Source organism: Ruegeria sp. BF10 (assembly GCF_056538725.1).
The window spans coordinates 1,482,230-1,505,863 of sequence record NZ_JBQFTR010000001.1 but is presented as its reverse complement, the minus strand read 5'-3'; the positions used below and the strand labels follow the sequence as shown (position 1 = coordinate 1,505,863).

The following is a 23,634-nucleotide window of genomic DNA, read 5'->3' as shown; positions in this document are numbered from 1 at the left end:
AAACGAAACTTGAGATCATTAGCTGAGGACAGACGAACACGAGGGCGCAATGACCGAGAGCACAGTGAAAACCACCGGGCAGCCATATATACTGGTTGCTCCGAACGGGGCCCGGCGGGGCCGCGCGGATCACCCGGGCTTGCCAGTCACGACGGATCAGATCGTCGCAACGGCGCGGGGCTGTCACGAGGCTGGTGCGAATGGCATACACCTGCATGTACGGGATGCCGACGGACACCACACGTTGGATGCCGGATTGTATCGCGAAACAATCGCGGAACTGAAAAGGGTGGTGCCGGGCATGGATGTTCAGATCACCACCGAGGCAGCAGGCGTGTTCGACGTCTCGTCGCAGTTTGAATGTTTGCAACGGGTCCGGCCTGAATGGGCCTCGATTTCAGTCCGGGAAATCGCGCGGGCCCTTGATCTTGCGCCTCGGGTCTATGCGCTATGTGCGGCTCAGGGCACGCGGGTTCAGCATATTCTCTACGATTCAGAAGATGTGAAGCTGCTGGAAGACTGGCAGTCAAAAGGTATCGTCCAGACGGACCAGACAGACCGGTTGCTTGTGTTGGGGCGCTACAGTCAAAATCAGCAATCCGTGCCAGCGGATCTGGATGCGTTTCCGTCCAGCCCGGCCAATTGGATGGTGTGCGCTTTTGGGACGCAGGAACATGACTGTCTGATCGAAACCGCGCGGCGCGGCGGCGATCTGCGTGTTGGATTCGAAAACAGCCTGACGGCACCGGATGGCACGCTCTGGACGGACAACGCGGCCTCGGTCGCGGCTTTGGTTGAAACACTTGGAAGGACCGGAACATGAGCCATGTTTTCCCACGCCACACCAAATCTGAACTTCCCGTCGCGGCGGGTGGCGACGGCGCTTACCTGATCGATGCCGACGGCAAGCGATATCTGGATTGCGGCGATGCGGCCGTGTCCTGTCTGGGGCATTCCAATCCGGCAGTGATCCGGGCCGTGCAACAGCAGGTGGAGCAGATCGCATTTGCCCATACCGGGTTCATGACCTCGGAGCCGGCAGAGGCATTGGCGGATCTGCTGATCCAGCACGCGCCGGGGGATCTGGACCGGGTGTATTTCGTCTCGGGCGGGTCCGAGGCGACCGAAGCGGCCATCAAATTGGCGCGCCAGTATTTTCTGGAAATCGGGCAGCCCGAGCGCCGCCACGTGATCGCGCGCAAGCAAAGCTACCATGGCAACACTCTGGGGGCCTTGTCTGCCGGGGGAAATGCCTGGAGACGGGCTCAATTCGCGCCGATGCTGATCGAAATGACCCATATCTCGGCCTGCTATGAATATGCCGAAAAGCCCGGGGATGAGAGCAGCTTTGACTATGGTCAGCGCGTCGCCAACGAGCTGGAGGCGGAAATTCTGCGCCTTGGGCCTGAAACGGTTATGGCCTTCATGGCCGAGCCGGTTGTCGGCGCTACGCTTGGCGCGGTTCCGGCGGTTGAGGGGTATTTCAAACGCATCCGGGAAATCTGCGACCAATACGGCGTGCTGCTGATTCTGGATGAGGTGATGTGTGGCATGGGGCGCACCGGTCATTTGTTCGCCTGTGATCACGACGGTGTTGCACCGGATATTCTGTGCATCGCCAAAGGGTTGGGCGCAGGATATCAACCGATCGGGGCGATGCTGTGCACCGATAAGATTTTCGGTGCGATTCGGGATGGGTCAGGGTTTTTCCAACATGGGCACACCTATATCGGCCATCCTGTCGCCACGGCAGCCGCCCTTGCGGTGGTCCGTGAACTGACAGAGCGTGATTTACCGGCGCGCGCCGGACGCATGGGCAGCAAACTGCAATCCGCACTGGAAGCCGCGTTTGGACAGCACCCGAATGTGGGCGATTTGCGTGGCCGTGGCCTGTTCCGGGGTGTGGAACTGGTGGCGGATCGCGAGACGAAGACCCCCTTTGATCCATCCCTGGGCATTGCCGGAAAGATAAAGAAGGCAGCACTTGCCGAAGGGTTGATCTGTTATCCCATGGCGGGCACCCGGGATGGCCGGAACGGAGACCATATCCTGCTCGCGCCGCCTTTCATCATAGAAGAGGACCAGGTAGGCGAACTTGTCAGCAAACTGGAACGCTCTTTTTCAGCCGTTCTCTGACAATACCGTGAGCACCCTGTTTGCCTGCGACACGTTTGCTATGTGTCGTGGGCAATGGATCTGGAAAAGGCGACGTCCATGGTGCTGGATATCTGGCGCAGTTTCCGAGCGCTCGCTTCCTGGGTGCAGATCTGGGTGGCCGTTGTTTTGGTGCCGGTAAACCTGCTTCCGCTGGCTTTTCTGGATCAGCCACAGGGGTACCTGATTGCATTGCTTGCAGTTTCAGGCATGGCGCTGAACGTACCGATCATGGTGGCTGCCCGCGGGATGAGCGGTGCGATGGCCTTGCCGCACATTCTGTGCTGGGTGCCACTGGTCATCATCGTGACACTTCTGTTGTTTTCCGAAGACCCCCTGAGCCCAGCCTTTGCCGGCTTTCTCCGGGTGCTTCTGATCGTCGATATCACCTCGCTGGTGTTCGATTTCCGGGACGCGGCCCGTTGGTTGAAAAGCAGGAAGGCGACTTAAAAAAAGCCCCTTCAAAGGCGAAGGGGCTTTGTTCGTTTCGGTATTTGGGCAGGGTTATTTCTGCGGAAGGGGGCCGATCATCATGATCATCTGACGGCCTTCCATTTTCGGCATGTTTTCGATCTTACCCAGTTCTTTGACGTCCTCAGCGACACGCTCCAGCAATTCGCGGCCCAGGTTCTGGTGTGCCATTTCGCGGCCACGAAAACGCAGGGTGACTTTCACTTTGTCGCCGTTTTCCAGAAACTTGAAGACGTTGCGCATCTTCACGTCATAGTCATGCGTGTCGGTGTTGGGTCGGAACTTGACCTCTTTCACCTCGATGATCTTTTGCTTCTTGCGGGCTTCGGCTTCGCGTTTCTGCGTTTCATATTTGAATTTGCCGAAGTCCATGATCTTGCAGACCGGTGGGTTCGCATTGGGCGAAATTTCGACCAGATCAAGACCGGCATCGGCGGCCATCTGCATGGCTTTGGCGGGATGAACCACCCCGACATTTTCACCTTCGGCACCAATCAGGCGGATTTCGGGGGCACGGATCTTGTCATTGACGCGCGGGCCGGTGTCACGTTGTGGCGGCGCGTTGTGAGGTCTGCGGGCTATGGGTTCATTCCTTTGATAATTGCAGAATTTCGAGCCCGGAATTTAAACCGGGCCGAGCCGCACTTCAAGCGTCATAAACACCGGCAGTTGCGAAAAAACAGTGTTTTGTCCGGTGTTTTTTGCGTTCGGGGCCACAAAGCTCTGAACGCAGCCTGCCTTTAGCCGACAAAGGCTTTTTCAATCACGAACTCCTTGGGTTCGGAATTCGCGCCTTCGCGCAGACCGAAACCCTCAAGGATTTCCTTGATGTCCAGATTGAATGCCAGCGAACCGCAGACCATGGCGCGGTCGGTTTCGGGCTTGATTCCGCCTTCGATGCCCAGATCCCTGAACACGGTACCATCCTTCAGCAGGTCGGTGATCCGACCCATCTTGGGGCTCTCTTCGCGCGTGGTCGTCGGGTAATAGCGGATCTTGTCAGCGAAGCCTTCGCCAATCAGTTCGGCCAGCATTTCATCCTGACGGATGCTGTCGATCAATTGGCGGCCATATTCCAGTTCAGCCACTTCGCGGCAGGTGTGGGTGATGATGACCTCGTCATAATCTTCATATGTTTGCGGTTCACGCAGCAGCGAAGCAAACGGGGCAAAGCCGGTGCCGGTTGCAAAGAACCACAAACGCTTGCCCGGCAGCAGGGCGTCATGCACCAATGTGCCAACCGGCTTGGGGCGCAGGATGATCTGGTCACCGGGCTTGATATGCTGAAGCTTCGACGTCAGCGGGCCGTTCTGAACCTTGATCGAATAGAACTCGAGCTCATCGTCCCACGAAGGCGAGGCGATTGAATAGGCGCGCAGCAATGGCTTGCCATTGTCGCCCAGCAGACCAATCATCACGAACTCGCCCGAGCGAAAACGCAGCGAGGCGGGGCGCGTCACCTTGAAAGAGAACAGGCTGTCGGTCCAATGCTTGACCTCGGTTACGGTTTGCGCGTCCGGCAGGACGGGGGCCTTCACGGCAGTTGCTTCGCTCACGGGCTTCATCTCTGTCATCGTTTACCTGCCGGTCTGCTAAACCGACATCTCCGTTTAATCATTGATCCAGGTCAGGAAAAGGGGACAGATTGCCCCCTTTGTGTCACAAGCCGGCGATGTGCGGCTTTTAACCGCGCAAACGGGCCTGATAGTTGTTCTCTTTCCAGTTGGCCCGGGAAAGCCACTGATCTTCGGGCTGGCGGTCTGCCAGGTCTCCGTCAATCTCAACTTCGTCAAAGCCGCTGCGACGCGCCACGGCGTATTGGTCTGCCAGAACATGACCCTTGGCGCGCAAGCGTCCCGTATAGCCCTTCAGGCGCAGGGTGCGGGCGATGGTAAAGCCGCGACCGTCGGCAAAGGATGGAAAATCCACCCGGACCAACCTGGCACTGCCCAAACGGTCAAAAAGCTCATCCGGGTCCGTGTCCGAGCTGACGTCCAGCGCAACCACGTCATTTGCGGCATCGTCCAGAGTGACAAAGCCGTCGGTCCAGTCATCGGGCGAAAAGCCCTCATCCGTTACGATTACGTTCATGTTTTCTCTCCGATGCGCACCATCTTGCCATCAACAAAATGTATGCCGCATTCTTCCTTGTTCTGATCGCGCCAGCGTCCGGCGCGGGGGTCTTCGCCTTCTTTGACCGGCGAGGTGCAGGGCGCACAGCCGATCGATGGGTATCCCTTGGCCACCAGCGGATGCCGGGGCAGGTTGTTTTCTTCCATATAGGCGCGCACATCGTCCGGCGCCCAATGGGCCAGCGGATTGACCTTGATCCGGCCCGTGCCATCTTCGACCTCGAAAAACTCGAGCGCGGCGCGCGTGCCGGACTGGAACCGTTTCCGGCCGGTAATCCAACCGCAATAGCCTGTCAGGGCTTGTTGCAACGGAAAGGTCTTGCGCAGGTTGCAGCACGCATCCGTATCCCGCAGGCGTAGCGATCCATAGGGGTCGTCGCGTCGAATGTCTTCGTCATCCGCCCGAATGATCTTGATGTTCCTGAGCCCCAGGCGCTCGCTGACTTCCTGTTGGTATTCCAGCGTTTCGGTAAACAGCAGTTGGGTATCCACGAACAACACCGGTGTCATCTTGTCGACCACCGCAGCCATATGCAGCAACACCACCGATTCCGCACCGAAGCTTGAGACCAGAGCAAGTTCGTCGATCTCTTCAAGGGCGCCATGCATCACGTCATGGGCGCTGTGGTGACGGAACCGGGCATTCAATGCGTTGACCTTCTCAGTCAGGTCGCTGCGGTCTTTGCCCAGTTCCGTTTGGATCAGGTCAAGCGGCATTCGCCCGAGCCTCGGGGTAGAGGGCGGCCTTGAACGGCTCCATGCCGACGCGGCGATAGGTCATCAGAAAGGTCTCTTCAGCACTCTCGCGCAGATCCAGGTAGGTGTCGACGATGCGTTCCACGGCCGGCACGATCTCATCATAGGCAAAGCCCGGACCGGTGCGGTCGCCGATTGCGGCCGTCTCGGTGGCGTCACCACCCAGGGTGATCTGGTAGTTTTCGACGCCTGCACGATCCAGACCCAGGATGCCGATATGGCCCACATGGTGGTGGCCACAGGCGTTGATGCAGCCCGAGATCTTGATCTTCAGGTGCCCGATGTCATGCTCCAGCTTCAAATCCTCAAAGCGGGCCGCGATTTCCTGAGCAACCGGGATCGAGCGCGCCGTCGCCAGCGCGCAGTAATCCATGCCTGGGCAGGCAATGATGTCGCTGATCAGGCCGATATTGGCGGTGGCCAGTTCGTGTTCCTTCAGCTTGGCGTGGATCGCGGGCAGGTCCGATTTGTGGACATGCGGCAGGATCACGTTCTGCTCATGGCTGATACGCAGCTCGTCATAGGCGAACTCTTCGGCCAGATCGGCCATCACGCGCATCTGCTTGGCGGTCGCATCACCCGGTGTTGCCCCGTGCTTCTTGATCGAGATCGTGACGATCGCGTGGTCCGCCTGCTTGTGCGGCGCGATGTTGGTATCGACCCACGACCGGAAAACCGGATCGTTGGTATAGGCGCTTTCAAACGACGCAACCGAACCTTCGCGGAAGGCCGGAGGCGCAAAGTGGCCCTTGATCTCATCCAGCAGGGCCATGTCGGCGCCCTTGAACTGCGGGCGCACCTGCAAGAAACGCGCGTTCACCTTGGCGCGGATGGCGTCGATGCCGTGTTCATGCACGGTGATCTTGATGCGCGCCTTGTACTTGTTGTCGCGGCGACCGATCTGGTTCCAGACCGACACGGTGGCTTCCAGATAGGCCAGCAGATCGTCGAAGGCGACGAATTCGGACAGTTCCTTGCCGATCATGGGCGTCCGGCCCAGGCCGCCACCGACGATGACGCGCGCGCCCAGAACGCCGTCACGTTCGACCAGTTGCAGGCCGATGTCATGCGCTTTGATCACGGCGCGGTCGTTTTCCGAACCGGTAATCGCGATCTTGAACTTGCGCGGCATGAACTGGAATTCCGGGTGGTCGGTCGACCACTGGCGCAGAAGCTCAGCATAGGGGCGCGGGTCGGCGACCTCATCCGCTGCGGCACCGGCGAAATGGTCGGCGGTCACGTTGCGGATGGTGTTGCCCGAGGTCTGGATGGCATGCATGCCGACCTCGGCCAGTGCGTCCAGCATGTCCGGCACATCTTTCAGTTTCGGCCAGTTGTACTGGATGTTCTGACGGGTGGTGAAATGGCCATAGCCCTTGTCCCACTTTTCAGCCAGCAGGGCCAATTGGCGCATTTGTGCGCTGTTCAGCGTGCCGTAGGGAATGGCCACCCGCAGCATGTATGCGTGCAGTTGCAGATACAGGCCGTTCATCAGGCGCAGCGGCTTGAATTCGTCTTCGGTCAGCGAGCCGTCAATGCGGCGCTCGACCTGAGCACGGAACTGCGCGTTACGCTCTGCCAGAAAATCTTTGTCAAACTCGGAGTAGCGATACATGTCTAGCTGTCCTTGGTTGCAGCCCCGAACCCGGGGCCTTGAAGGGGAGAGAGAAGGGCCAGAGGTCAGGCCCGGGGCTGCGGGGAAGTTTCCTGTTTGCCGTGGGCATAGTTGGACGGACCAGTGCGGCGGAAGTCTTCCCGGAAATGGGTGGGCTCGGGGCCGTTTTCGCCAGCAACGGCATCGGCCAGATAGGCGCCCACGATTTTGTTTGCCTGACGCGCGGCATCCAGCAGGCGAACCTGCGCATGTGCCTCGTCGGTGATCAGTTCTGCTTCGCTCAGGTCACGGGACCAGCGGTCATCTTCGGTCAGATAAATCACGTCACCTTCGAGCAAGTCATTTGCAGTGACGACTTTGGGGGTAAAAGCGCGGGCCATCAGGCAAGCTCCTTGTTGAATTCGGTTACAGCCTGCGTCGCTTGGCGCGGGGCAAGGCCATAGAAAGTCAGGGCCGGTCCATCCATTTCGGCGGCGGCCAGATCGGTGGGCAACTGGTCCAAGGTGGTGGCCAAAATCCGTTGGTCTGGGCGCGATGCATTCTCGACCAGGGTAATGGGCGTGGCGCGATCGGCGCCGTGCATGATCAGACGGCCCTGAATGAACCGAGCGGATTTCTTGCCCATGTAGATCGCTGCAACGGAACCCGGCTGAGCCAAAGCGTTCCAATCGTGATCCGCGAATCCTTGCATGTCGTGCCCAGTCAAAAACCGCACCGATGAGTTGCGCCCGCGGCGGGTCAGGCTTTGGCCGATGCCAGCCACTGCGGCAGAGGCCGCCGTGATGCCGGGAATGATCTGCCAGGGTATACCGGCCGCATCCACGGCCTCGATTTCTTCGTCCAGACGACCAAAGACCGTGGGATCACCCGATTTCAGCCGCACCACGCGGTTGCCATTCAGGGCGTATTCAACCAGAAGCGCGTCGATATCACTTTGCTTCCACGAGGGGCCGAACCCGGCCTTGCCGACATCTACCAAAACGGCCTTTTGAGCGGCCATGTCCAGCACGGGTTTGCTGATGAGGCGATCGTGCAGCACCACTTCCGCCTGCTCAAACGCAGTCAGCGCCTTGAGCGTCAGCAACTCGGGGTCACCGGGCCCAGCGCCGACAAAGTCGACATGGCCTATGGGGTTGAGTGTGTGAAAATCCTGCATCGGATCGTCTCGGGTGTTGTTTGACTTGACCCTCAATATAGGAAATATTCCCACCAAAGCGCCATACCTCGGCTGAAATAAGGACATATGTTCCGAAATTCGGGAAAACCGGAACAGGGGCATCGAAACAGAAGGAAAATTGGAATGTCGGTGCGGATAGACGACACGGATCGAAAAATTCTGGCCGAGCTGCAACGCGATGCGGGCCAATCATTGGACGAAATTGCGGCTCGGGTTGGCAGTTCAAAGACGCCTGTCTGGAATCGCATTCGCAAGCTCAAAGGGGCGGGAATCATCGGCCAGCAAACGGTTCTGCTGGATGCCGAGGCACTTGGGTTTGAAGCCACCTTTTTTGTCTTGATCCGCACCTCGGAACATGAGGCGGATTGGCAACATAAATTCCTGAAAGCATTGAAGGATCACCCCGAAGTGCAAGAGGCGCACCGGTTGGCCGGTGATATCGACTATATTCTGAAGGTCCGGGTCAAGAACGCCCGTGCCTATGATCAGTTCTATCAGTCGCTCATCTCGGAGGTGCGCGTGCACAACGTCACGGCGTTGTTGTCCATGGAAGAGATCAAATCCACGACGATGCTGCCGCTGAATGCGTTGGCCAAAGGGGCTTAGAAACCGAGGCTCTGCCGCCTCCACCCGTTCCGCGCGCGTCCTTCGGGGTGTTTTGAGCCAGATGAGTTGATGGGGGGCATCCGGCCGGATTCATAAGCGCCAGAGGCATCGGCAATCTGCGCGAGTTGGAATGGTCAAGTTCTGACCAACAGCTGATTCAACCCGTGAAAGTGATAGCTGTCCGAATAATGCGGTGGTGCAGCCAGTTGCAGGTCTGGACAGCTTTCGAACAGGATCGGCAATGCGATACGCATTTCCAGACGCGCCAGAGGTGCCCCCACACAGAAATGAATCCCGCCCCCAAAGCTTGTGTTGACTTCAATCGGACGGCTTGGCTGAAACGTGTTCGGTTCAGCCCAGACAGCGGGGTCGCGGTTGGCTGCGCCAAGCAACAATGCCACCTGATCGCCGCGTTTGAATGAATGGCCGAACAGGTCGACGTCCTCATAGGCGTAACGCGTGAACATGTGCAGAGGCGGGTCATAGCGCAGGATCTCTTCGATGGTTGCGTCGAGTCCATCCGGTGCCAGGACGTCGGGGGCGGCACCAGTCTGCAACAGGGTTTTCACCCCGTTCCCCAGTGAATGCACAGTAGCCTCGTGGCCTGCGTTCAGCAGCAAGATGCAGGTGGCAACCAGTTCGTCCAGTGACAGTTTCTGGCCTTCTTCTTCGGCGCTTATCAACCGGGTTATCAGATCGTCCCGTGGATCATTGCGCCGCAACGCTATGTATTCCTTCAGGAATTCGGTGAACTCCTGTGATGATTTGGCGGCCCTGTCTTCTGTGTCCTTCGTGCGGTTGGCCTGATACATGGCAACCATATCGTGTGACCACTGTAACAGGTCGGGCGCCATAGCTTCTGGGACGCCCAGAAGCCGGCAGATCGTGATCACGGGCACCTGAGTGCAATAGGCTTCCAACAGATCGAACGACTTATGAGGGAAGCCTTTGATCAGGTCGTGGCAAAGGTCTTCGATGGACGGTTGCAGCGCAGAAATCGCCCGTGACGTGAAGGCGCGCATCACCAATGATCGAAGGCGTGTGTGCCTGGGTGGTTCTGCTTCAAGCAGTGAATGGGCCTCGATGGCCAGCCAGGGCGCCAGGTGGGCTGGACCTTGCTCTGCCAGTTCGGGCGGTACCTCGCGGCCAAATCTGCGGTCCCGAAACAGGGCGCGAACTGCGCGGTATGAAACCGCGGCGACCATATCGTAGTCCTGCCAATAGAACAGATCGCCTGCGCGTCGCGTCTTGTCGTAGAACGGGTAGGGGTTTTGGACGAAACCCGGGTCTGTCGGCGATTGCGAAAAGGACTTCATGCGCCGCACACTTGCCATGCGACGCGTTGAATGCAAGACCCTGTCTATGCACAGGGTTTGGTTCATTTCCGGTTTTTTGCTCGCCGTCGGGCTATTGTCGGGGTTTGTCTGGTCTTATGGCTATCGACAGGCCCTGTCTCAGTTGAGCGAGAAGGCAGAGGCCGATCTTGAGCTGGCGGCTGACCGGCTGAGCACGCAGATGCAGGTGTACCAGGAACTTGCCGTGCTGATGGCGACACATCCCGTTTTGCATGAACTTGAAACACAGGCCGACAGACGCCAGGCTCGGGAAATGCTGCTGGACGTTGCAGACAAGACTGCCGCCGTAAACATGATGTATCTGGATAAGAACGGGCAGGTTTTGGTGTCGGCGCAGCCGGTGTCCCAGCGCAGCATGGCCGGGCACCCAGCTTTCCGCCGCGCGATGCAGGGCGCCCTGGGCAGCGCGCATGAGGTTGTGCCCGCGGGCGATGACCGGATCTATTCCTACGCCGCCCCCGCTTTTGGCCCGTCTGGCCAGATCGAAGGCGCGCTGATGGTTGTTGCTGATGTTCAGGACGTTGAACAGACGTGGCGCGGCAGTACCGAAGCGGTTTTCTTTGTCGATTCCGATGGAGTTGTATTCATTTCCAACAGATCCGACCTGTTGTTCTGGCGCCGGGCGGACGGTGAGGCGGGATTGACGCCGCCAGATGGCGCGACCGTTGATTTTTCTTCAAAACAGGTCGGCAGGCACGAGTTGTGGCATTTGAACTGGGGGCGTTACCTGCCACGCGATGCGCTTCATCTGACTCTTGATTTGCCGGTTATCGATATGACTGCGGAAGTTCTTGTGGACGTGGCACCGGCCCTTCAGCTTGCCAGGCTACAGGCGGCGGCCGTCGCGGCGATCTGTCTGGCCTTCGGGGCAATGCTCTTTCTTGCCATGGAGCGGCGGCGGGCACTGGCAGAAGCGAATGCCGTTCTGGAAAGCCGCGTGGCCAAACGTACCCATGACCTGACGGTTGCAAATGCCAGCTTGCGCAAGGAAGTGACGGAACGGGAAGAAGCCGAGGCGGCGCTGCGGCGGGCCCAGGCGGACCTGGTTCAGGCGGGGAAGCTCAGCGCTTTGGGACAAATGTCGGCGGGGATCAGTCATGAACTGAACCAGCCGCTTATGGCCATACGGCAATTTGCGGATAACGGTTCAGCGTTCATGACGCGGGGAAAACCTGAAATGGCCGCCGAGAATCTGGGCCGGATCTCGGAAATGGCGGCGCGGATGGCGCGGATCATCAAGAACCTTCGCGCCTTTGCCCGCAACGAAAGCGAACCAATGGGGCGTGTTGACCTGATACAGGTTCTCAACACCGCTGTTGAACTGACAGAGGCCCGCCTGCGAGACGACGATGTAACCCTGAACTGGGCCCCCCCGAACAGCGCTGTGTATGTGTGGGGGGGTGAAGTACGTTTGGTGCAGGTATTCGTGAATCTGATCAACAATGCGGCGGATGCAATGCTGGGGCGACCAAAACGAATTATTACGATAACGCTGCGAAAAGGTGCACGATTGAGCGTTTCCTTGCAGGATACTGGCCCGGGCATTGAAGACCCCGATCGGATGTTCGAGCCCTTCTATTCGACGAAAAGCGTTGGATCGTCGGAAGGTTTGGGGCTGGGGCTTTCGATTTCATACGGGCTGGTTCAAAGTTTCGGTGGTGATATTCGGGGCGCGAACACGGCGGATGGGGCCATGTTCACCGTCGAACTGGAACCTTGCGACAAGGAAGAGGCCGCATGATGCGCAGGGTTTTGTTGGTCGATGATGATGCAGCCGTACGCGAGGCCCTGTCTCAGACTCTGGAATTGGCGGACTATCTGCCAACGACTGCGGGGTCTTTTGTGGCGGCCAAGGATCACATCAGTCGCGATTTTCCCGGTGTCATCATCTCGGATATCCGCATGCCGGGGCGGGACGGATTCCATCTTTTGTCATATGCCCGAGAGGTCGATCCGGATCTTCCCGTGGTTCTTCTGACGGGTGAGGGCGATATTCCCATGGCCGTCGATGCCATGGGAAAGGGTGCGTTCGATTTTCTGGAAAAGCCATGTGCCGCGTCCGACCTTCTGGAGGTGCTTGAACGCGCCTTTGCATCCCGTTCGCAAGTATTGGAGCAAAGGGCGGCGAAATCCGAGCTGGAACGAGGAGACCCGGCCGCGCGTTTGCTGTTCGGTCTGTCGCCGCAGGCCGAGGCCCTGCGCGAGCGGGTTCGGACCGTCGCTCCGACAGGTGCCGAAGTTCTTGTGACGGGACCGCCAGGCAGCGGCATCTCGAAGGTCGCCGAGGTCGTGCATCTGATGTCACCAGCAGGGCAGGGCCCGTTTGTCAAACGCACGGCCTCCAGCCTCAGCCCCGACGACCTGGCCAAAAGCTGCGAGGATGCGGCAGGTGGGTCATTGTTTCTGGACGAAGTCTCGGCCATGCCCCATGCCACGCAATTTGCGGCTTTGGAGATCATCGAGCAGGGGCCGGGCGGGCGTATCATTGCGGGAACGACCGCTGATCTGTCGGCGCTGAGTTCCGAAGGCCGGTTCAATGCTGACCTGTTTTACAGGCTGGATGTCATGCGGGTGCGTATTCCATCGCTGGCAGAACGTCCCGACGACATTCCGGTGATCTTCCGCCATTACGTTGCACAGGCCGCGGAACAGGCGGGGATCGTGGCGCCGGACATCTCGTCCGAGCATCTGGCGTCGCTTATGGCCAGCGACTGGCCGGGGAATGCGCGATCCTTGATGTCAGCCGCGATGCGCTTCGTGCTGGGAATGCCGGAAGAAGTCGCGCAGGCAACAGACCTGGGCCTCAGCGAACAGATGGCGCGGGTGGAGCGGTCGCTGCTCATCGCGGCGCTGGGTCGTCACAACGGCAAGGCATCAGATGCGGCGAAGGCGTTGAAACTGCCGCGCAAGACATTTTACGACAAACTGGCACGGTACCAGATTCGGGCCGAAGATTACCGGCGGTAACGGCCGGGCTCCCGCCACCTTTTTCCGCATTAACATGCGTCTAAAGCTGTTGGGCCGGGCAGCCCGCAGATGCGGGCTGCGGATTCGCCTCGGTTGATTCGGGGGTTTTGATTCGCAGGGTGTGCGGATTTTCGCACAAACTGGAAAATTGCTGTGCGGAATCTCGCACTCGGGGTTTTGAGTGCGTCGACGGTGCATTGCAAAGTGCTTTTTAAGCTCTTGAAACAAAATAGCTAAATAGAAAATCGAGGGGCAAAAAACAAAACGTTGAGTGGATTGTGCCGATTCGTTTCACTTCGCTGCATCTGATACCGAATTGGTGTCGAAGAACAGTTTCAAGGAAGTCTGGGAGGAAAAGACAGATGAAATTCCTGACAACAGCCGCAACCGCTCTGGCGCTGACAGTCACAGCCACCGCAGGCATGGCAGCCTGTGACGATGGTGAAATCGTCGTCAAGTTCGCGCATGTGACCAACACTGACAAGCACCCCAAGGGCATCGCCGCATCGCTGCTGGAACAGCGCGTCAATGATGAGATGAACGGCGTGATGTGCATGGAAGTCTATCCGAACTCGACCCTGTACAACGACGACAAGGTACTGGAAGCGATGTTGCAGGGCGACGTTCAGCTGGCCGCACCTTCGCTGTCGAAATTCGAAAAGTTCACCAAGCAGTTCCGCCTGTTTGACCTGCCGTTCATGTTCAAGAACATCGACGCAGTGGATGCATTCCAGGCTTCGGCTGATGGTCAGGCGATGAAGGACAGCATGCAGCGCCGTGGCCTTCAGGGGCTGGCCTTCTGGCACAACGGCATGAAGCAGATGTCGGCCAACAAGCCGCTGGTCGATCCGTCGGATGCAAACGGCCTGAAATTCCGCGTGCAGTCTTCGGACGTTCTGGTGGCACAGATGGAGGCCATTGGAGGCAGCCCGCAGAAAATGGCGTTCTCGGAAGTCTACGGCGCGCTGCAACAGGGGGTTGTGGATGGGCAGGAAAACACCTGGTCGAACATCTATGGCAAGAAGTTCTTCGAGGTGCAGGACGGCATCACCGAGACCAACCACGGCATCATCGACTATCTGGTCGTAACATCTGTGGACTGGCTGGACAGCCTGGATCCGGACGTGCGTGACCAGTTCCTGACCATTCTGGCCGAAGTGACCGAGACGCGGAACAAAGAAGCCTTTGCAGTGAACGAAGCAGCAAAAGCTTCGATCGTTGAAGCAGGTGGTGTCATCCGCGAGTTGACCCCGGAACAGCGTCAGGCATGGGTTGATGCGATGAAGCCGGTCTGGGAACAGTTCGCTGGTGACGTGGGTCAGGACAAGATCGACGCCGCACAGGCAATCAACGCCGGATTCTGATCCGGATAAGGCCGCGCGTCCGGGGACTGGGGAGTTATCGACGCGCAGGCCGGGCGGGCTGACGAAGCCCGCCCCAACCCTTCTCATCAATAAAAATGTGGGGATAGAGAGATGTCTGGTGCGAACTCCGGCCAAGGCGGGCTGGTCGACCATATCGAAGAAACCCTGATCGCGTGCCTGTTGGGCCTGATGACGGTCGTGACATTTGCCAACGTGATCGCGCGGTTTGTTTTCAATTCCAATATCCTGTGGGCGCTTGAACTGACAGTGTTCACTTTTGGCTGGCTGGTGCTGCTTGGCGCTTCTTATGCGGTCAAGAAACACTCTCATCTGGGTGTTGACGCGATTCTGAACATGCTGGCCCCGGCGCCGCGTCGCATTCTCGCGCTGATCGCCGTGGGGTGCTGTCTGGTGTTTTCGCTGCTGTTGCTGAAAGGCGCTTATGATTACTGGGCCGTCTTCGCGGATCTGCCGCCGACATCCGGACGGTGGTTCCCGACGGGGTTCAATTTCGACGCCCGCAGCCAGAGTTTCTACGAAGTGGACGATATCCCAATGGTCGCTCCGCTGCGGTTTCTGGAAGACCTGATCAACTATGGCGAAGGGTACGAGAAGCTGCCCAAGGTTGTGCCATACCTGGTGCTTCCGGTGTCGATGTTGCTGCTGGTGATCCGGTTCGCCCAGGTTGCCGTTCAGATCTGGCGTGGTGAAACAGACCGCCTTGTTGCCAGCCACGAAGTCGAGGACGAGATCGAAGAAGTCCGCGCTCAGCAGGGAGAGCACAACTGATGGACGTCGTACTTCTTTTCTCGATGGTCATTGGCCTGTTGCTGATCGGTGTTCCGATTGCAGTTGCGCTTGGCCTCAGCTCGACTCTGTTCCTGCTGATCTACTCCGATAGTTCGCTCGCATCTGTGGCGGGCACTCTGTTCGAGGCTTTTGAAGGGCACTTTACCCTGCTGGCGATCCCGTTCTTCATTCTGGCCTCGTCTTTCATGACGACCGGCGGTGTGGCGCGGCGGATCATCCGGTTCTCGATTGCCTGTGTCGGGCATTTGCCCGGCGGTCTGGCGATTGCCGGTGTGTTTGCCTGCATGCTGTTCGCAGCACTGTCCGGGTCGTCCCCGGCGACCGTGGTCGCCATCGGCTCGATCGTCATCGCAGGGATGCGTCAGGTGGGTTACTCCAAGGAGTTCGCCGCCGGTGTGATCTGTAACGCGGGTACGTTGGGCATTCTGATTCCGCCATCCATCGTGATGGTCGTGTATGCCGCAGCCGTTGAGGTCTCGGTTGGGCGCATGTTCCTTGCAGGGGTCATCCCCGGTCTGATGGCCGGTTTGATGCTGATGATCACCATCTACGTCATGGCCAAGGTCAAGAACCTGCCCAAGGGTGAATGGAAAGGCTGGGGAGAGGTCTTTGCCTCGGCCCGTGAAGCCGGTTGGGGGCTTTTCCTGATCGTCATCATTCTGGGTGGTATCTATGGTGGTATCTTCACCCCGACCGAAGCCGCCGCAGTCGCCGCGGTCTATGCGTTCTTCATTGCCAGCTTTGTGTACAAGGACATGGGCCCGCTGAGCACGGAAGAAGGCTCACGGAACCTACCGCTGCTGAAAAAGCCCTATGCGCTGATCACGGCGTTCTTTCATCCGGACACCAAGCATACGCTGTTCGAGGCGGGCAAGCTGACGGTCACCCTGCTGTTTGTCATCGCCAACGCGCTGATCCTCAAGCATGTTCTGACCGACGAGCAAGTACCGCAGCATATTGCCGAGGCGATGCTGTCGGCGGGTCTTGGCCCGGTCGCTTTCCTGATCGTGGTGAACGTGATCCTGCTGATCGGCGGTCAGTTCATGGAACCGTCTGGCCTGCTGGTCATCGTGGCGCCCCTGGTGTTCCCGATCGCTATCGAGCTGGGCATCGACCCGATCCATCTGGGTATCATCATGGTGGTCAATATGGAGATCGGGATGATCACGCCTCCGGTCGGTCTGAACCTGTTCGTGACTTCGGGCGTTGCGGGCATGCCGATGATGAGCGTTGTGAAGGCGGCGCTGCCGTTCCTGGCCGTGCTGTTCGTCTTCCTGATCATGGTGACGTATATTCCATGGATTTCGACCTTCCTGCCCAACACGTTCATGGGCCCCGAGATCATAACGAACTAGCAGGAAAAACCCGTTCCGAACCGGCGCGCCGGTTTGGAACCCTCAGGTCGGGTGGCCGTATTTCGCCAGATAGTCCCTGACCCACCGGATACCTCCGTACGCCCGCCGCCGGCGCGCGCCCCAGGATCCGATGTTGTCATTGACAAGTTCGTGCGGATTGGGCCGTCCGTTGAAGATCACGATCTTGGGACGTCGCGGCAGTTTCCGGTATGGCTTGTAGATCAGGCCGAACGGCCAGTACGGCACCAGGTGAATCAGGCCGGTGCACCAGTTCTTGGGGAAACACCGGCGTTTGTAGGCCTGGGCCGAGATATAGTCCTGGTCGTTTTCGTATTTCGGCAAATGGATGTCACCGTCAAAGGCGTCGAACAGGTGGAACTGCTCTGACGGGAAAAAGGCCACCACGGATGAATTTCCACGGGTGACCTTGTTCATCAGCCACGGCACAAGGTCCCAGACGCCAGCCGGAATCATCCGCCAGACGAAGCCCCGGAACTTGGGCATCAGATACAGCCCGCCCTTGTCCAGCGTAATCTGGAACAGCGGATCGAGATCACCGGTGATCAGCAGGTCGAGGTCCAGGAACAGTGCCGCATCGTATTGGCCGACGATCCGGCGGTCGAACATCTGAAGCTTGGGCCATTTTCCATGCGCCCACAGCGGGCGGTCCAGCTGGGGAAAGGCAAAGGGCTGCTGTTTGATGCCGGGTTCGAGCCCCGTGAAATCATCGGAAATACAGATGAAATCATGTTCAAGCGACAGGTTGTCCTGAACCGCCCTGTACAGCAGGTTCACGTATTCGGGGCCATAGGCATCGCCCCATTTCATGCAGATGACACAGACTTTCATTGTTTCCGGTCCCAGGTTTCGGGTGATCGTGCGGCCAGGCCGCATTCAAGTGGCAGTAGATGGGTCAGGCCTGTTCGAGCGCCGAGATGATGCCCGAGAAATCACGGGCCTTCAGACTGGCCCCGCCGACCAGCGCACCGTCCACGTTCGACACGCCGAAAATTTCGGCCGCATTGCCGGGTTTCACCGAACCACCATAAAGCAGGCGGACGGAACGGCCCACACCTTCGCCAAAGCGGCGCTCCAGTCGGGCGCGCATGAAGTCGTGAACTTCCCCGATTTCTTCCAGGGTGGGAACTTTGCCGGTGCCAATTGCCCAGATCGGTTCATACGCGACGATCAGGTTCTCGCCGGTCGACTGATCCAGGATCGACCCGGACATCTGGCCGCCGATGATGTCGAGCGTATTGGCCGCTTCGCGCTGCTCAAGGCTTTCGCCGACGCAGATGATCGCTTTCAGCCCCGCATCCATCGCTGCGCGCGCCTTGGCCCGCACATCCTCGTCATGTTCTCCGTGGTCCACACGGCGTTCGGAATGGCCCAGGATGACCGATGTTGCACCGGCATCCACCAGCATATCCGCACTGATATCTCCGGTATGCGCGCCTGATTTTTCGGCATGACAGTCCTGACCGCCGACAGAGATGGCAGTGCCCTGAACGGCAATTGATGCGCGGCTGAGCAATGTGGCCGGCGGGCAAATCAGGATATCCACAGATGCTGTCGGGTGGATCTGAGACAGTGCCTTCAACTCGGTCAGCTCAGCGCCGGTCCCATTCATTTTCCAGTTCCCAGCCGCCAGTTTCTGCCGCATTTCGGTATCTCCCTGATCATCCGATGATTTTGGGATGCGGATAGCATTGTCAGGACCATCTTACAATTCTGCTCGCAGGTTGATCCCGGGCGGAAAAATCGAAGATCGGTCCGCATGCGACGTTCAATTGAAAGGTAATGAGGCGGGCTTAGCCTTGTTGGGCGATGTTTTCATCGAACTTGATCGATTCTCCGCAGCCGCAGGCATCGACGACGTTCGGGTTCTTGAATTTGAAGCCGGCTTCCAACAACGACACTTCGTAATCGATCTCGGTTCCGAACAGGAACATCTGGGCCATGGGCGCAATCATGATGCGCGCGCCATCCTGTTCGACGACTTCATCATGAGGATCTGCCTGATCGACATATTCCATGGTGTATTCCATGCCTGCACAGCCGCCTTTTTTGACGCCGATGCGCAAACCAGCGTGACCGCCTGATTTCATCAGGCGGGTAATCTGCTCTGCGGCTTTGGGCGTCATAGTCACAGCCTGTTTGCCGGGGATGCCGAACATGTAAGTCTCCGTTGTCGCGCGTTACACCCAATCTAGGGTCCAAGGCTCTTATGCTCAAGGCAAGGAAGCGCAAAGAATCCGAATTCGCTGTAAAGCTCTGGTGTGTCCGCGCAGCCGATCCGCAAACTTGCTTTGACGCACGATGCAGGAGTAGCATTGGCCCAATGGATTGATGACCCTTCATTTGGACGCTCGTGCAGAAAGAAAGAGAAATAAAATGAATAAGTTAACTGTCGATATTAAGGCATCAACGCTCATGATGGCACTGGTTTCCGTGACCGCCTGTGCGATGTCCGACGAAGCTTGGGCAGCCACGGGATCAGAACGGCATCCGGTGAATTGTGCAACGGCGGAAGGGGATCTGCGTGCGATTGCATCGGAAAAGAAACATGCGGAAGACAAACAATTGGAAAGCATTGCTGCCATAACTCCTGCCGGTGCTCTGTTGGGGCTGGTCACGGGGACCGAGCAAAAAAGGCTGCAAATGCTGTCAGGTGACTACATCAAGCACCTGGACGCCAGAGCGGCAGAGATCAAGGAAACCTGCAAACTGAATTGATCGCCGTTGTCGGAACGGCAAATGAAAAAAGGACCGTTCTCGGGCAAGAACGGCCCATGTTCTTGAGCTGGGAAGCGGGGGGCGGTCATGGCATACCCAGCCGATGGCACAGCAAACGCGAATGCCACCGTCAGATGTTATCCGTCAGGAATGTGACAGGGACTGCATGATAAGGTGACGAAAATGCCAAAGTTTCGTGACAGTTGGCTGGGGCCTGTGCCGGATGGCTACATAAAGCCCAATTCTAGGCGCGCCTCATCTGACATCATCTCCATGCCCCAGGGCGGTTCCCAGGTCAGTTCGACATCAACTTCCTTGACGCCCGCAACAGGCTCAATGGCCTCGACAATCCAGCCGGGCATGTCGCCCGCGACCGGACATCCGGGTGCTGTCAGGGTCATGATGACCTTCACTGCGTTGTCCGGAGAAATGTCGATCGTATAGATCAGGCCCAGGTCATAGATGTTGACCGGAATTTCCGGATCGTAAACCGTGCGGCACGCTTCGACGACAGCCTCGTAAAGCGGGTGTTCAATCGTTGACGGCGCAATCAGCGGGGTGCCTTCAAACTGTTCGCTCGGGTGGGTCATCTTTGCCTCGGGTCAGTTGCCTGAGTGATTATATAGGGAATACCTGCAACAGCGTCCAGTGGGGGAGTGACGCTCGGGTGAGCGTCACTGTGTCTTAGTCGTTGATGTCATGCGTGAAGGTTTTGACCTGACCATGCGGCAAGGCAAACAGCCTGCGCAGGACAAGCCATGCGATCAACGAAAGAACTGCGAAGATCAGCGCGAGAACATGCAACGATACTGTCATGCCGGGGATGACCAGGATTAGACCGGTAATCGCGGCCCCGATCGCAAAGCCCAGAAAGATGAACCCGGGCAGAACGATTTCCAGGATCCCCAGAGCCAGCGCGGCCGCCAGCCAGATCCACCAGGTCAGCCAAAAGGGATCAGCCATCATCTACCTCCTTTGAGCATTTTGAACGCGTCACCAAAGGCTTCGAGTGCATTGGCAGGCACAACTATGGTCTGCTTGCCGGAACCGTTGCCCAGTGCATTAAGGGCCTCAACCTGCTTCAGCGCAACCTGATACTGTGCCGCTTCTATGCCATTGTCCTGAATTGCCTTGGCAACAACGCCGGTCGCATAAGCTTCGGCCTCGGCCTGAATGCGGCGGGCCTTGGCTGTTTGCTCGGCGGCATACAACTCGGCATCGGCCTGTAGCTCGACCGAGCGTTTCAGACCTTCGGCCTCGGTCACCTGCGCGCGGCGGGCGCGTTCTGCGTTCAGCTGTTGCAGCATGGCATCGCGGGTGGCCTGATCCAGATTCACATCCAGAATCTCGGCACGGGTCACTTCGATTCCCCAATCATCCACTGCGGTTTCAACGCTTTCCTGAATGCGTGAAATCAGTTGCGATCGGTTCGATTGTACTTCGTCGAGATCCATCTTGCCAATCTCGGCCCGGACAATGCCAGCAACGGTGGTTGCAATCGCACCATCAACATCGCGGATTCGATAGACTGTCTTTTCCGGCTCGAGAATGCGGTAAAAGACTGAGGTGTCGATCTGCACAAGAACGTTGTCCTTGGTGATCGCGTCTTGCGTCGCGTTCGGCAACTGGCGTTCAAGGATCGAGATCTTGTGGCGGGCAACGTCCAGAAACGGAACAATGAAATTGATGCCGGGGCCAAGCACCGAATGCAGTCTTCCAAACCGTTCAACCACATATTTTTCCGATTGCGGAACGATCTTAATGCCCTTGAAAATAACGATGACCACCAGCACGGCGGCCAGCAGGTAAATGATGTTTGACGAAAGCAGTCCGATGATCTGATCTTCGGTCATTCTGTCCTCTTTTTATTGTGTACTATGGTATACATATGGGAATTGAGTCGCGGGTTTTCAACTCTGGTATGGAGGGAAAACCGCCAGATGCAAACGCCTCACTATGGGAATTCAGCATTGAGCTGAACTGCTGTGACTGCTTTGCATCCCGGCTTGTTTGCGGTATCGGGCGGGGATGAAATTGATTATCGATACGGATCCCGGCATCGACGATGCCATGGCGATCGCCTATGCCGCCGCTGCGTCTGAATTTGACCTGATCGGCCTGACCACGGTGTTCGGCAATACACATGTTCAACAATCCAGCCGCAATGCCCGTTTCCTGCTGGACAAGCTGGGCTTGGACCTTCCTGTGGCAGAAGGCGCGCCTTTCCCGCTGGGGGCTGACATGCACGTCCCCTCGGACCATGTCCACGGCCCTGAAGGGTTTGGCGATCTGATCGAAATTCCCCAGATCGGACGGAACCATGATCTTCCTGCCGCAGAGTTTCTGGCCGAGATGGCCCGGATGCACAAAAAGGAATTGGTCGTGTGTGCGGTCGGACCACTGACCAACATTGCCAACGCCATGCGATTGGACCCGGAGTTTGCCGGTAATCTTGGCCGGTTGGTGATCATGGGCGGTGCCGTCTACTGCAAGGGCAACGTTACCGACCATGCAGAAGCCAACATCTATCACGATGCGGTTGCCGCGGATGAGGTCTTTTCCGCACCGCCCGAGACCGTGCTGGTTGGTTTGGACGTTACCCTGAAAACGCTGTACGAGACCGCAGATTTCGAAGCCTTGGCGCTAAAATCGCCCGGCATGGGGTCTTTTCTGCGCGATATCTCTCGTTTTTACCTGAAATTCTATAAAGAAATCGGCGGATTGGAAGGGTGCGGGCTGCATGATTCAACCGCCGTGATCGCCTGTTCGCACGGGGCCATGTTCGACATGGTCGAAACCGGGCTGCGTGTCGTGACGGAAGGCGACCGGATAGGTGCGACGCAACCTGACTCGGATCGTCCTGTGGTTCGTGTGTGTCGCGATGTGGATGGGGCAGGGGTCGTGCGTCTGTTTACCGAACGTGTTGCGTCCTTGCCCTGACGGGTTGCAAAGACCGATCGGATCGGGCAAATCCTGCCCGGTTCGGCGATCCGAGGCGATGACATGACCCAGCAATTCTCTTTCAAGCTCAAGGCCACAGACGGCAAGGCCCGTACCGGTGTTATCAACACACCGCGTGGCGAAGTGCGTACACCTGCCTTCATGCCAGTTGGTACTGCGGCGACGGTCAAGGCGATGATGCCCGAAAGCGTTCGGGCCACAGGGGCCGATATTCTGCTGGGCAACACCTATCATCTTATGCTGCGTCCCACGGCCGAACGCATTGATCGTCTGGGCGGGTTGCACAAATTCATGAACTGGGACCGTCCCATTCTGACGGACTCGGGGGGGTTTCAGGTCATGTCATTGGCCGGTTTGCGCAAGCTGACCGAAAAGGGTGTGACCTTCAAATCCCATATCGATGGGACGAAACACGAGCTAACGCCGGAACGGTCAATGGAGATTCAACGCCTTCTTGGCTCCGATATCGTGATGTGCTTCGACGAATGCCCTGCATTGCCTGCAAATCGCGACCGGATCGCCGAATCCATGCGTTTGTCGATGCGTTGGGCCGAGCGGTCCCGTGACGCATTCGGGGATCGCCCGGGGCATGCTCTGTTCGGTATCATGCAGGGCGGTCTTGAGCAGGACCTGCGGGAAGAAAGCGCCGAGGCGTTGAAGAGCATCGGCTTTGAAGGCTACGCCGTTGGCGGTCTGGCGGTGGGCGAGGGGCAGGAGGCCATGTTCGACTGTCTCGATTATGCGCCTGATTTCCTGCCCATGGACAAGCCGCGTTACCTGATGGGCGTTGGCAAGCCGGATGACATAGTCGGAGCAGTGGCGCGCGGGATCGACATGATGGATTGCGTCTTGCCCTCCCGCTCGGGTCGTACCGGTCAGGTGTTCACCCGCTATGGCGTGGTGAACATCAAGAACGCGCGCCATGCGGACGATCCGCGCCCGCTGGATGAAAACTGTTCGTGCCCGGCCTGCGCGAATTACTCACGCGCCTACCTGCACCATGTGTTTCGCGCCAACGAGATGATCTCGGGTATGTTGCTGACCTGGCACAACCTTCATTACTTTCAGGAAATCATGCAGGGGATGCGGGACGCGATCGCTGAGGGCACCTTTGATGCGTGGCAGGCTGCGTTCCATGCGCAACGCGCGCAGGGCGATATCGAGCCCCTGTAACC

Annotated in this window: 26 protein-coding genes; 12 read left to right on the top strand and 14 right to left on the bottom strand. The window is 58.1% G+C overall.

What is annotated here, in order from left to right:
• The first annotated feature begins 49 nt into the window (after nt 1-49).
• Genes ACR0DJ_RS07655 through ACR0DJ_RS07645 form a run of 3 tightly spaced genes read left to right on the top strand, consistent with a single transcriptional unit; the run spans nt 50 to nt 2,604 of the window.
• Nucleotides 50-823, top strand: a complete 774-nt coding sequence (locus ACR0DJ_RS07655) for a beta-keto acid cleavage family enzyme (RefSeq protein WP_480684427.1) — start codon at nt 50-52, stop codon at nt 821-823.
• Nucleotides 820-2,136 (top strand): aspartate aminotransferase family protein, encoded by a 1,317-nt coding sequence (locus ACR0DJ_RS07650; protein WP_480684426.1) that lies wholly within the window; start codon nt 820-822, stop codon nt 2,134-2,136. Before ACR0DJ_RS07655 ends, ACR0DJ_RS07650 begins: the two co-directional genes overlap by 4 nt.
• Nucleotides 2,137-2,190: 54 nt before the next feature.
• Entirely contained in the window at nt 2,191-2,604 is a 414-nt protein-coding gene (locus tag ACR0DJ_RS07645) for a hypothetical protein (protein WP_171639582.1), read from the top strand.
• 54 nt (nt 2,605-2,658) lie between these two features.
• Here ACR0DJ_RS07645 and infC read toward each other — a convergent pair whose 3' ends face one another.
• The 7 genes from infC to cobA form a co-directional block, all read right to left on the bottom strand.
• Complete coding sequence (infC, locus tag ACR0DJ_RS07640) at nt 2,659-3,120, bottom strand: translation initiation factor IF-3 (RefSeq protein WP_438826499.1); 462 nt, start codon at nt 3,118-3,120, stop codon at nt 2,659-2,661.
• A gap of 245 nt (nt 3,121-3,365) precedes the next feature.
• On the bottom strand, nt 3,366-4,199 hold the full coding sequence (locus ACR0DJ_RS07635) for a ferredoxin--NADP reductase (protein WP_171639581.1): 834 nt from the start codon (nt 4,197-4,199) through the stop codon (nt 3,366-3,368).
• A 109-nt stretch (nt 4,200-4,308) separates the two neighbouring features.
• Nucleotides 4,309-4,716 carry a DUF934 domain-containing protein gene (locus tag ACR0DJ_RS07630; protein WP_480684424.1) on the bottom strand — a complete coding sequence of 136 codons (408 nt, stop codon included), beginning with the start codon at nt 4,714-4,716 and terminating at the stop codon, nt 4,309-4,311.
• Nucleotides 4,713-5,474, bottom strand: coding sequence for a phosphoadenylyl-sulfate reductase (locus ACR0DJ_RS07625; RefSeq protein WP_425078182.1), 762 nt, complete (start codon nt 5,472-5,474; stop codon nt 4,713-4,715). The genes ACR0DJ_RS07630 and ACR0DJ_RS07625 overlap by 4 nt, the downstream gene beginning before the upstream one ends.
• Nucleotides 5,464-7,128: a nitrite/sulfite reductase gene (locus ACR0DJ_RS07620; protein WP_425078183.1), complete on the bottom strand. Its 1,665-nt coding sequence runs from the start codon at nt 7,126-7,128 to the stop codon at nt 5,464-5,466. Before ACR0DJ_RS07620 ends, ACR0DJ_RS07625 begins: the two co-directional genes overlap by 11 nt.
• Before the next feature lie 65 nt (nt 7,129-7,193).
• A complete protein-coding gene (locus ACR0DJ_RS07615; protein ID WP_152457837.1) occupies nt 7,194-7,508 on the bottom strand; it encodes a DUF2849 domain-containing protein in 315 nt (104 codons plus the stop codon).
• The gene (cobA, locus tag ACR0DJ_RS07610) at nt 7,508-8,284 is read right to left on the bottom strand and encodes a uroporphyrinogen-III C-methyltransferase (protein ID WP_425078184.1); all 777 of its coding nucleotides are present in this window, start codon (nt 8,282-8,284) and stop codon (nt 7,508-7,510) included. Before cobA ends, ACR0DJ_RS07615 begins: the two co-directional genes overlap by 1 nt.
• Nucleotides 8,285-8,428: 144 nt before the next feature.
• Here cobA and ACR0DJ_RS07605 point away from each other — a divergent pair, with 144 nt between their 5' ends.
• A complete protein-coding gene (locus ACR0DJ_RS07605) occupies nt 8,429-8,911 on the top strand; it encodes an Lrp/AsnC family transcriptional regulator (protein WP_480684422.1) in 483 nt (160 codons plus the stop codon).
• A gap of 134 nt (nt 8,912-9,045) precedes the next feature.
• Here ACR0DJ_RS07605 and ACR0DJ_RS07600 read toward each other — a convergent pair whose 3' ends face one another.
• The gene (locus tag ACR0DJ_RS07600) at nt 9,046-10,227 is read right to left on the bottom strand and encodes a cytochrome P450 (RefSeq protein WP_480684421.1); all 1,182 of its coding nucleotides are present in this window, start codon (nt 10,225-10,227) and stop codon (nt 9,046-9,048) included.
• On the opposite strand from ACR0DJ_RS07600, the gene ACR0DJ_RS07595 reads away from it, so the two are divergent.
• The 5 genes from ACR0DJ_RS07595 (at nt 10,226) to ACR0DJ_RS07575 (ending at nt 16,762) form a co-directional block, all read left to right on the top strand.
• Nucleotides 10,226-12,007 (top strand): sensor histidine kinase, encoded by a 1,782-nt coding sequence (locus tag ACR0DJ_RS07595; RefSeq protein WP_480684420.1) that lies wholly within the window; start codon nt 10,226-10,228, stop codon nt 12,005-12,007. The genes ACR0DJ_RS07600 and ACR0DJ_RS07595 overlap by 2 nt on opposite strands.
• Nucleotides 12,004-13,233 carry a sigma-54-dependent transcriptional regulator gene (locus tag ACR0DJ_RS07590; protein ID WP_425078187.1) on the top strand — a complete coding sequence of 410 codons (1,230 nt, stop codon included), beginning with the start codon at nt 12,004-12,006 and terminating at the stop codon, nt 13,231-13,233. The genes ACR0DJ_RS07595 and ACR0DJ_RS07590 overlap by 4 nt, the downstream gene beginning before the upstream one ends.
• A 362-nt stretch (nt 13,234-13,595) precedes the next feature.
• Nucleotides 13,596-14,597, top strand: coding sequence for a DctP family TRAP transporter solute-binding subunit (locus ACR0DJ_RS07585; protein ID WP_425078188.1), 1,002 nt, complete (start codon nt 13,596-13,598; stop codon nt 14,595-14,597).
• A 111-nt stretch (nt 14,598-14,708) separates the two neighbouring features.
• Nucleotides 14,709-15,386 (top strand): TRAP transporter small permease, encoded by a 678-nt coding sequence (locus ACR0DJ_RS07580; protein ID WP_152457843.1) that lies wholly within the window; start codon nt 14,709-14,711, stop codon nt 15,384-15,386.
• A complete protein-coding gene (locus ACR0DJ_RS07575; protein ID WP_170344513.1) occupies nt 15,386-16,762 on the top strand; it encodes a TRAP transporter large permease in 1,377 nt (458 codons plus the stop codon). Before ACR0DJ_RS07580 ends, ACR0DJ_RS07575 begins: the two co-directional genes overlap by 1 nt.
• A 42-nt stretch (nt 16,763-16,804) precedes the next feature.
• Here the strand turns inward: ACR0DJ_RS07575 and ACR0DJ_RS07570 are convergent, their stop codons facing one another.
• The 3 genes from ACR0DJ_RS07570 to ACR0DJ_RS07560 form a co-directional block, all read right to left on the bottom strand.
• On the bottom strand, nt 16,805-17,611 hold the full coding sequence (locus ACR0DJ_RS07570) for a hypothetical protein (protein WP_257600643.1): 807 nt from the start codon (nt 17,609-17,611) through the stop codon (nt 16,805-16,807).
• 64 nt (nt 17,612-17,675) lie between these two features.
• A complete protein-coding gene (tpiA, locus tag ACR0DJ_RS07565) occupies nt 17,676-18,425 on the bottom strand; it encodes a triose-phosphate isomerase (RefSeq protein WP_480684418.1) in 750 nt (249 codons plus the stop codon).
• Nucleotides 18,426-18,573: 148 nt separating this feature from the next.
• Nucleotides 18,574-18,939, bottom strand: a complete 366-nt coding sequence (locus ACR0DJ_RS07560) for a HesB/IscA family protein (protein WP_170344510.1) — start codon at nt 18,937-18,939, stop codon at nt 18,574-18,576.
• Between the two features lie 172 nt (nt 18,940-19,111).
• Between ACR0DJ_RS07560 and ACR0DJ_RS07555 the strand changes: the two genes are divergently transcribed.
• Nucleotides 19,112-19,498 (top strand): hypothetical protein, encoded by a 387-nt coding sequence (locus ACR0DJ_RS07555; protein WP_425078191.1) that lies wholly within the window; start codon nt 19,112-19,114, stop codon nt 19,496-19,498.
• A 227-nt stretch (nt 19,499-19,725) separates the two neighbouring features.
• Here ACR0DJ_RS07555 and ACR0DJ_RS07550 read toward each other — a convergent pair whose 3' ends face one another.
• From ACR0DJ_RS07550 to ACR0DJ_RS07540, 3 genes are all read right to left on the bottom strand, one after another.
• Nucleotides 19,726-20,088, bottom strand: a complete 363-nt coding sequence (locus ACR0DJ_RS07550) for an SUF system Fe-S cluster assembly protein (RefSeq protein WP_152457849.1) — start codon at nt 20,086-20,088, stop codon at nt 19,726-19,728.
• Nucleotides 20,089-20,182: 94 nt separating this feature from the next.
• Nucleotides 20,183-20,461, bottom strand: a complete 279-nt coding sequence (locus tag ACR0DJ_RS07545; protein ID WP_170344509.1) for an NfeD family protein — start codon at nt 20,459-20,461, stop codon at nt 20,183-20,185.
• Nucleotides 20,461-21,351 carry an SPFH domain-containing protein gene (locus tag ACR0DJ_RS07540; RefSeq protein ID WP_170344508.1) on the bottom strand — a complete coding sequence of 297 codons (891 nt, stop codon included), beginning with the start codon at nt 21,349-21,351 and terminating at the stop codon, nt 20,461-20,463. The genes ACR0DJ_RS07545 and ACR0DJ_RS07540 overlap by 1 nt, the downstream gene beginning before the upstream one ends.
• 175 nt (nt 21,352-21,526) lie before the next feature.
• Between ACR0DJ_RS07540 and ACR0DJ_RS07535 the strand changes: the two genes are divergently transcribed.
• Nucleotides 21,527-22,438, top strand: a complete 912-nt coding sequence (locus ACR0DJ_RS07535; protein WP_480684416.1) for a nucleoside hydrolase — start codon at nt 21,527-21,529, stop codon at nt 22,436-22,438.
• 63 nt (nt 22,439-22,501) lie between these two features.
• On the top strand, nt 22,502-23,632 hold the full coding sequence (gene tgt / locus ACR0DJ_RS07530; RefSeq protein WP_480684414.1) for a tRNA guanosine(34) transglycosylase Tgt: 1,131 nt from the start codon (nt 22,502-22,504) through the stop codon (nt 23,630-23,632).
• The last annotated feature ends 2 nt before the right edge of the window (nt 23,633-23,634 follow it).